The 8,637-nt window shown below is 56.0% G+C and carries 11 protein-coding genes; 3 read left to right on the forward strand and 8 right to left on the reverse strand.

Translation table 11 applies throughout. From position 1 onward, the window contains the following. Positions 1 to 186: 186 nt before the first annotated feature. From H8B02_RS23180 to H8B02_RS23210, 7 genes are all read right to left on the reverse strand, one after another. Entirely contained in the window at positions 187 to 627 is a 441-nt protein-coding gene (locus H8B02_RS23180) for a hypothetical protein (RefSeq protein WP_229168426.1), read from the reverse strand. 346 nt (positions 628 to 973) lie between these two features. Then, entirely contained in the window at positions 974 to 2,989 is a 2,016-nt protein-coding gene (locus tag H8B02_RS23185) for a phage/plasmid primase, P4 family (RefSeq protein ID WP_229168427.1), read from the reverse strand. Positions 2,990 to 3,120: 131 nt separating this feature from the next. Then, entirely contained in the window at positions 3,121 to 3,507 is a 387-nt protein-coding gene (locus tag H8B02_RS23190; RefSeq protein WP_229168428.1) for a hypothetical protein, read from the reverse strand. After that, positions 3,504 to 3,731, reverse strand: coding sequence for a helix-turn-helix transcriptional regulator (locus tag H8B02_RS23195; RefSeq protein ID WP_229168429.1), 228 nt, complete (start codon positions 3,729 to 3,731; stop codon positions 3,504 to 3,506). The genes H8B02_RS23190 and H8B02_RS23195 overlap by 4 nt, the downstream gene beginning before the upstream one ends. Before the next feature lie 124 nt (positions 3,732 to 3,855). Then, positions 3,856 to 4,758, reverse strand: a complete 903-nt coding sequence (locus H8B02_RS23200) for a hypothetical protein (protein ID WP_229168437.1) — start codon at positions 4,756 to 4,758, stop codon at positions 3,856 to 3,858. Further along, complete coding sequence (locus tag H8B02_RS23205) at positions 4,700 to 5,749, reverse strand: tyrosine-type recombinase/integrase (RefSeq protein ID WP_229168430.1); 1,050 nt, start codon at positions 5,747 to 5,749, stop codon at positions 4,700 to 4,702. Before H8B02_RS23205 ends, H8B02_RS23200 begins: the two co-directional genes overlap by 59 nt. Then, positions 5,746 to 6,009: a MerR family transcriptional regulator gene (locus H8B02_RS23210; protein ID WP_229168431.1), complete on the reverse strand. Its 264-nt coding sequence runs from the start codon at positions 6,007 to 6,009 to the stop codon at positions 5,746 to 5,748. Before H8B02_RS23210 ends, H8B02_RS23205 begins: the two co-directional genes overlap by 4 nt. A gap of 199 nt (positions 6,010 to 6,208) precedes the next feature. On the opposite strand from H8B02_RS23210, the gene H8B02_RS23215 reads away from it, so the two are divergent. The 3 genes from H8B02_RS23215 (at position 6,209) to H8B02_RS23225 (ending at position 7,652) form a co-directional block, all read left to right on the forward strand. Beyond that, a complete protein-coding gene (locus H8B02_RS23215; protein WP_229168432.1) occupies positions 6,209 to 6,676 on the forward strand; it encodes a hypothetical protein in 468 nt (155 codons plus the stop codon). A 271-nt stretch (positions 6,677 to 6,947) separates the two neighbouring features. Then, positions 6,948 to 7,097 (forward strand): hypothetical protein, encoded by a 150-nt coding sequence (locus H8B02_RS23220; protein WP_229168433.1) that lies wholly within the window; start codon positions 6,948 to 6,950, stop codon positions 7,095 to 7,097. A gap of 48 nt (positions 7,098 to 7,145) precedes the next feature. Further along, positions 7,146 to 7,652 carry a hypothetical protein gene (locus H8B02_RS23225; protein ID WP_229168434.1) on the forward strand — a complete coding sequence of 169 codons (507 nt, stop codon included), beginning with the start codon at positions 7,146 to 7,148 and terminating at the stop codon, positions 7,650 to 7,652. 83 nt (positions 7,653 to 7,735) lie between these two features. On the opposite strand, the gene H8B02_RS23230 is transcribed toward H8B02_RS23225, so the two are convergent. Then, positions 7,736 to 8,637, reverse strand: a 902-nt coding sequence (locus H8B02_RS23230) for a hypothetical protein (protein WP_229168435.1), incomplete at its 5' end; no start/stop codon positions are given.

An 8,637-nucleotide genomic window follows, 5' to 3' on the forward strand; every position in this document is an offset into this window, starting at 1 on the left:
AGCTCTTCGTCGAGAGCAATGCGGCTCTAGGGTGAGCGTCGCGTGTGCAACTTCGGCGCTGCGACCATTGCGGGCGTGCCTTCTGATGTCCGATTTCGGTGCCTAACCGAACATCACCTGACGTGCAGCGAAGGCCGATCTATAAGTACACGCCGCCTTGTCCCACGTCTCCTGGGCGATCCCCTGTTACGACGCAATCTTGATACCTGGATTGTGGTCGTTTGCCGCGACAAGACTTCGCGCTGCTTCCCGCCGGCGGCGTTCCTCCTCAACTGATGCGGGGAGGCCCGCCTTGTACTCGTTGCCCGGCTTCAATTCTCTAGGGCGAGAACCTGGGTCGGTGGCCGCGGCAAAGCACTCATCAGCCGAGATACCGAAGGCCTGATAATTAAACTCGAACAGCAGTTCTCCGCCGTCCCATACGGTGGAATGTCGATCAGATTTGACAATACGCCACGGACGCCGCGGCTCGACCAGCTTGGCAAGCCGAAGCGCAGTATTGACCAGCCAGTGGCAAGCGCCGGGGCGAACATAACGCCACCATTCTGCCGGCCGACCCTTCACGCCTTGCCGCCACCAGATACCAAAGTGACCCGGATATTGATCTTCCCGAAGCTCTTTGCCCATCTCGCGAAAACAAATTCTCCAAAATCGCGCCTCATGATCCTGCTCAGCTTTTCATCGGCTAGGTGGGGTCTGATTTTGCGCCAATTTTTCGTCAGGGCGTAGTACTGCATCCGCCCGACAGGTGCGGGCACGGTGGGCGAGGTTGTTTTCATAGTCTTGCTTTCGGAGTTAAGCCATGGATCCGCGCCCGCGCTCGAGCGGCGCGCGAGTCCACTGGGAAGGATTTCGTTGGGCACGCGGGTACCCAAAGGTGAACGGTGACGGGTCGTGGCGGGTTTTCCAATTGAACTCCTACACGCGCGTGTAGAGCCGATAATAGGAAAGTGGCGTCACGACCCTACACCAATCAACCGAAGACCGGCTCGCGCACGCGAATACCGACGTACCAATAGCCCGTATTGCTGCGCGTTCTCTCGAACCCGCGCTGTCTTAGGGTTGCCGAAAGCGCCTTTGCTGTGCCTGGTTCTTCGCCGGCCTCAAGAGCAAAGGCCTTGAAGCTGTTGAACAGGGCGGATGCTTGCGCCTTCCTGAGTCTGTTGTCACGATCGACATCGCAGCATTCCTCCAACCACTGCGACACAAGGTCCTGCTCATCGAAGTACTCCTCGGTCGCGGCGCTCACCACATTGGGCTGCCCAAGGCCGTGCGTTTGCCAATCCAGGCAACCCTCGATCATCCAACGAAGTATCCCGGGTGCTTCTGTCCTTAACTTCGCCTCCAGTTGAGGATCGGGCACCTCCGGCTTGTGCACGAACGGGATGATGTTGAACCGTCGCCGCATGGCATCATCCACCTTGCGAAGAACAGGGCGATGGTTGCCGACAACAGTCAACTTGAACTGCGGGCTGTAGGTGAAGAAGTCTTGCCGCATGAAGCGAGCCGAAATCAGGTCACCGCCCGTCAGTTGCTTAATCCGCGCTTCGGCCCATGCTCGACCTTCTTCGGTTTCGGATGCCGTAACAAGTCTCGCGCCACGGAGCATTGCAAGCTCGGTTGGGTGCTTGCTGTCCCTGGATGCGGTAAACGTATCCATGGCCGCTGTGACTGCGTAGTCTCCGAATATCCTGCTCACGGTGTTCAAGAACACGGACTTTCCGTTCCCGCCGCCGCCGTAGACGAAGATCAAGGCATGCTCTCGAATGTCACCGGTGAGCGAGTATCCGCACCATTGCTGCAGGAAGCGAATGAGCCCCTCGTCGTTCCCAGTAGCGTCTTTGAGGAAGCGTATCCAAGTGAGGCAATTTGCCGTAGGCGAGGGCGAGAATCTGGTGCTTTTCGTGATCATCGCACGGCGGTCGGGCGGCAGTAGCTGACCGGTCTTGAGGTCAACGTGACCGTCCGGCGTGCCGAGCTTGAAGCTGTCGCGGTCCCAAGAAGAGGCCGTCACGGCTAATCGCGGATCGCAGCTTGCCATCGTGGCAACGGCACGCGCAAACGATGTTCGGCGAGAAGCAATCTGAACTTTTGCATCCTTGCCTTCGGACGCGTTGCGCGCAAACTGGCCGGCCCAGTTCAAGACAAGTTGTTTATCATCTTCTTGCCACCTATGGCCGTTCCAGTGATACCACTTTCCGCGACTGTGATCATAACGTAGCCTGTCGAGCGTAAATTCGACAAAGCGGGCAGCTACGTCTGCTTCGGTGATCACGCCGCGAAACGGCTCGCCGAAATCCATGGCGGGCAATGCAGTGTTGTCGTTTGCCGGCATGGGAGTCGAGGACTCGCAGAGAGCAATCAGTCCATCAATCGTCCCGCCACCGTCCAACCAGTCAGATACGTCCCCCTTCGGCGGGAGATTCGGTAGCTCCACGATCTTGACCGAGGCCGCCACGCGAGAAATGGCGTCCGCCACCTTTACCGCGTGCGCACGACCAGGCTGATCGTTGTCCGGCACGATGACGACCCGGCGGCCCTTAAACCACTGCGTCAATTCTGGCTTCCATTGAGCGCTGGCGCCCTCCGGAGCGGTTGTCGCAAGAAGGCCTTCCTTGGCCAGACGGTCAGCGTCCTTTTCACCCTCGACGAAATAGATAGTCTTGTCAGGTGAAGCGGCAATCTCATCTAGCCGATAGGGAACGCGATCGATGCCCTTGGTGCCGATCACCCAATCGTTGTTCTCACATCTGTGCTGAATAAACTGTTTCTTGCCGCCCTTTCCATTGAGGCGTGTAACCTTCATATGGGCCGTACCAGCTTGAGTGCGGTAGACGTACTCAACTCCCGGCTTGCTGGAATAACCCTTCTGCCAGCTAGCCATGCCCAGCTGCTCTCGGACGTAGTCCTTGCAGTTCAAGGGATCATCATTCGCGTGGCTGTAGACGAGGAAGCCGTCCGGCGCGGACGGATCGATCGTAATGACCATTGAGTCATCCTTTTCGGAATGACCTGGTCCTGGTGCGCGAATCTCCGTCTTCGAGACGGCTTTACCCTTCACCGCACGAGCGACGGTTTCTGCGCTGTACGGGAAGGGCTTCGTGTTGGCTGACGATCGCATCATGCGGCCACCTTGCGCGGCTTCTTGTAACGAGCGGTGCCGTTCTTGGTGAGCAGCTTCTTCTCCCATTTGCCGGGATCATAAGCTTCTAAGACGCCACCAGCGGGATCGCTGAACCACCATGCAGCGAAGACAGTGCCGTGCTCGTCCTCGATGATCACACCGTAGCTATCCAGCCCGATCGGTTCCGGCCGCGGCCAATCCCGTTGAAAGGGCGTGATGTAGATGATATGCAGGCCACGCTTCTCGCAGATGCTAAGGCACGCGCCCCGATCCTCGTACGATCCCCAGCTTCCTTCTCGCTGCACCCGAGCGACGGCAGAACTGATGATACTCTTGATCCTGCCAACCGGCAGCTTGACACGTTCGGTTTGGGCCTGATTCACGAAATCACCCCCGCGGCTTCGGTGGTGCTCGCGGCTCTGAGGCTGTGCATCCAAAGCTCCAGATCGGCGCAATCGTACAGGACGCGCTTGCCGACCTTAATGAAAGAGGGCCCGGCACCATGAGCGCGGCGGCGCTTGTTGAGGAATGAGGTCGAGAGGCCGAGATACTCGGCCGCTTGACTGACATTCAGGTAGTTCGCCTCGCTATCATTCAGAGTTTTCATGTTGTCTCCCAAGTCACCAGGATTGATGACGTGGGCGGGTTTTGCCTGAACTAGGAACGGGGGGCTGGGTCAGAAAACATGCTGCGCATTTGATGCAGGAAAAGAACCGAAATCGAGCTTAACGTCATACGATCCGGGCAGCCTCATCGAATCGTCGCAGAATTCGCTTCACCGTCGAGTCAGAAGTGCCATACTCGGCCGCGGTGATGATCCGCGCCTGCTTGGCGCTGAGCGGCGTGCCCATCTCGAGGCTAATGGTATGCTCAACGTACTTCCCGTACTCATCCTCAAGGCTAACGCCGAGCCGGAAGATTTGCCGCTCTCCAATCTCGATTGGTTCAGCTGTCTCAAGTCCAAGAGCATGCTCTAGTTCCCATCGGAACTTATGCGTGACTGTCACCCCACAAAGGTCTTCGAAGCGATCGACGATTGTGCTCTGCCAAATCCAGTCCTCCATCCACATTGAGGGCCGTCCTTGGCGCAGCTTGAATTCGAGGTAGTGCTTTTCTCCGCGATCTTTCAGAAGCATTGCGACGAGCCGCTGACGGAAAAACGGAGTTAGGTCTCCTCCGGCCTCAAGGTATTGAACGAGCGGCTCGATCGTTGGTTTGCTCCCACCGTGACTGTGGGTGCACATCTGCCAGGTCGTCTTTTCGATCTCGAGGGCCAACGAAGGATCTTTAGCGATCGATTCAAAGCCATCCCGGCGTTTGAAATCCAGTACGAACTTCTGGCCGGGATCTGCTCGCAGTATGGGGACAAACCAGTTCCGCAAGTACGGGGTAAGCTCTCCGTTGTTGGCCAAGTAATTCGCGAACACGTCCATGCTGTGTCCGGCCTTGCGATCGGTCGTGCCAGTGCAGGCCGTTACGATCATTGTTTCGCGCCAAGTGGGTAACACGTCGTCCTCATCATCTGTATTGTTATTGGGGAGCATCAAGCAAAGGATGTTTGCAGCTATTTTTGGCTCATTCGAATTTGTTGGCGTAGTTTGCCATTGCTTGGCCGGCGAGCAGCTTGCGATCACGATCCCTAACGTAAACCATGATCTCGTCCAGGTTCTTATGGCCCGTGATGGCTTGCACCTGAAACGGATCGCATCCGGCGTCTACTAGACGACGGCATGCTGCTTTGCGAAGGCCATGCGGCGAGCTGTTTGACGGCAGTCCTGCTGCGTGCGCCGCTTCGCGGATCCAGTTAGTGAATGCTTTCTCCGATCGTGACGCACCAAACTCCGTGGTAATGAAAGTCAGGTGATCCTTGGGAAGGTCCGCGATGATGTCTTGCAGCTTCGGGTGAATGGGAATTGCCAGTTCAACGGTGTGCTGCGACTTCACAGTTTTGATTACAAACCGGGTGCCTTCGTCAAAGTGCCGGACGTGTTGCTGACCCAGGCGGACGACGTCAGATCGGCGCAACCCCGTATGCAGCATGAACTCGAATGCGATGCGTTGAGAGGAACCCTCTGGCCAGTGCTTTCGGAAATCGTCGATGTCGGTCTCCGTCCAAGGGCGAATTCCTTTGTCCTTATGCTTAACCTTTTTTGCTTTATCGACAGGGTTATCTTCGCGGAAGCCGGCACCGACGCCAAACTCCATCAGCGCCTTCAGGCGCAACCGAAAATGCTTTGCAGCGGCCGGCTTATCCGCTATCGCGTCAATCATCGCATTTACATGCTTCGTCTGAAGCGATGCTACTTGCAGCGAACCGTATTGGGTTCGGAAGCGCTCGAAGAAGCGCCGATAATTGGTTCGCGTTGACTGCGAAAGAACTTTGAAGTCGGCGCTTTCGTAATATTGTGTGATTAGCGCTGAAACCGAGCCCTTAGATGCAGTTGGTCGAAGGGTGACGGTCTCGTTTAGGAAGGCTTGGTATTCGGCAAGAAACTCAGCGGAGCCAGGTTGCGATTTCGGGTAGACTGTTCGCGCGCCCTTTCGAAATCGAAGTCGCTGCTTCCCGCGGCTGTCAACGAAGTATCCGCAGTGCTTTGGAAGAACTCTTTTGAACCTCAAGATCACGGTTCGTCGCCGCGCAGTGCAATGTCCCATTCGTTATCGTTGGCGGCAGGTGCGTTCTCGAACGGCAAGTCTTCGAACATCCTGTCGAGTGCTTGGCGGTCGTACAAAACCACGCCCAGGAAGTGTCTCGCGGTTGGGATCAACCCCATCTTGCGCGCTTGGTCGAACTTTGATGGCGACACTCCCAGGTAATCTGCGGCTTGTTCGCGACGCAAACCGCGTGGCATGGGCGGGCATTGGGTACCGGTGTGAATTTGCATGAATCTTGACCTTAATTTGTATTTTGTTTATTAAACAATAATGCGCCCGTCAAGAGCATTTGGACACATGTCGGCTTCTCCTAAGCAGCTCGTTGAATGCGTCAGTGCCCTGCTGGGGGCGGATTTAGCAACTGTCGTGTTGCACGACCGCAACCTGTCAGCTGCGGGACTCCGACGGAAAGCCGGTCGAGGACGGGCTGTGAACAACGTAACGAGCACGGATGCCGCCAACCTGCTGATTGCAGTAATGGCAACTCCAAACGTCAAGGATAGTGTCGAGACCGTCCGGCGATTCAGATCCATGCAGCTTGATGAGAAGCTGTCTCACAGCTTTTCCAAGCAGCCGATCGGCATCTCGACCTTTGATCGATTGCCAACTCCGCACACCTTTGGTGAGGGATTGGCGGCTTTGGTCGAAGGTGTTGCCCAAAAGCTCGTCGCGTATCGCCCAAACTATTTCACCATCGCAATCATGCAGACTCGCCTCGCCGGCAGTATCCAGTGGTTCTACAAAGTGGGGAGTACGAACAACGTCTACCGTTCTGCGGAAGCGCCTCCTAAACTGGACGTCCAGCGAGAGATCAGGATATCGCAAGACACAATTTTCGAGCTCGGGGCGTTTGTTGGAGGCTTTCATGAGAGGTTCTCAAACAGTGCTTCTCGTTAGCCAGGGTCCTTAAAAGCGAAATGATCTCAAAGACCCTTCTGGGACGTTCCCATAGACGTTAGCCACTCCAAATCATTGAAATTGCTACTGAGTGATATTCCCCTAGGGAGCGCCAGCAATTTCAGGCACTTAGATAGCCTTCAGCTGCCTACGTTGAATAATGGTTGAATAAGACGCCGGTGAACAGCGGCGAACGCGCTGGGATTTGCTGGTTTGCTGGCGTAATTGGCAGACTAGCCTCCTCAGCAACTAGCCTCGTCGCGATGCCTCTGTGGCTGAAGCATCCGCGAAAAATTTCCTCGTCGCACTTGGGTATCCGAGCATTCCGCTCAGCATGATTGCAGCCGACCCGCATGGCCTGGCAAAGGCGATTGCCGCACTCAATTGGATGGCGCAACAGATCGATCAATTCTCTGGATGACCAGTGAATTCGCAACGTGAAGCATGCGTGCACAGGGAGATCGCTTGCATGTCCATTGAGGAACGAGACTTCGCCAGCGAGAGAGAGCTTGAGGATGCCGTCGGCAGGGTCGCAAGTGACTGCTTGCGGAAGGCGGGAAAGAGCGCAGTCATAGTCAGAGGGTATGGTCTTGATCTGGCAGTGTTCTCACAAGTCGGGTGCTTCTTTTTTGAAGTGAAGGCGTTCGATCCGGGCCACGGCCGCTGTGGGTTTGGAAACCAAAAGGGAGAAGGAAATCAAATACGCCTGCTTTTCGATTCTGGTCTCGGCAGGCCGCGCCAATCCGAGGAACTGGCCTTATTCAACCGGTCCATCCGCTGGATACTCGGAGACCGATCTAAGCAGCACGGAGCTGCAAGATATGCTTTCTTCACCTCCCAGCAGGCGCAAGCAGCTGCTGCAGGTGGAGTGAGGCCAGGAAAGCAGAATAACCTGCGTATCTCTGCCTTTGAACATGATTGGGTTACGTGGGCCGGCTTGATCGACCGCGTCAACAACTTCCTCTTGAATAGCTAAACAGCGGGCCGTCTAAATCGGCCCGCCGCAGAGTTCCCCGAGTTTGCGAGTTGTCTTCTCGTGCAGAAAAACCGTCTACCTGACTACGGGATCGCTGTTTGCCCCGCGTGATGAAGGAATTGGTTCTTAGTCTCGAAACTAACTGTCGAACCTGACCTAGGTGGGCGGTCCACCGAAATCTCTAAGGTCCGATCATTTACCAATTTCGTACTTACAACTGACACTGCGAGATCCGAAAAGCCCACAGTTGTCTTTCCTGGAAAGAACCATCCGTCCTTCTGAATAGTGAGCGTGACGCTATTCTCGGACGAGGTGGCGCGCACGTCCGGCAGCGGTAAAGGCATATCCCATGTCTCTAGCCAGATCGTGCTGTCGACCGGGTTGCCCTGATCGTCCGCTTCTATGAATACGTAATCCATTGACACCACATTTGCTACAGCGCCGCGGGTGTAGCATTGCGTCGTGCGGAATGCGAATATCTTGGGCATCTCATGGTTGAGGAGCCCTGCTTCCGGATAAGAGTAGCCGCCTGATTGAGAATTCGCCGAGAGCAGATCACCATTGGCAGCGGCTGAAATGATGATGCCGTTCCCGTCCGTCACGCCATTGCCGAATCCAGGTCGGAAATCTATGGCCGCGCCTGGCTTCTTCGGAAATGCTTCAGCCGAAATACCGCCGATTCCATCTGGAAGCGTGATCGCCGCGACCGCCAAATCGTCGTGGGGCATAATGTCGATGACCGATTGCGTCTGACCATGCGTTGCAAGAAGGATCGTGTGATAGTTCTCCGTATGATCGACAAACGAACGGCACATTGCCGGATGCACCTCGTCGTGCGGGACCCCATCGAGATTGAGCCGGCTAAGGCTCACGTTCGAGAGATCATTCACTGTGCAAGTGCCGAACAGTGGCCGAATTTTAGCTTCCTCCACCACGTCAACACGGATGAAGCACCGGCCGCGATGGCACACAATATGCGGATTCC

The sequence above is a fragment of the Bradyrhizobium altum genome (genome assembly GCF_020889705.1).
Classification (GTDB): domain Bacteria; phylum Pseudomonadota; class Alphaproteobacteria; order Rhizobiales; family Xanthobacteraceae; genus Bradyrhizobium; species Bradyrhizobium altum.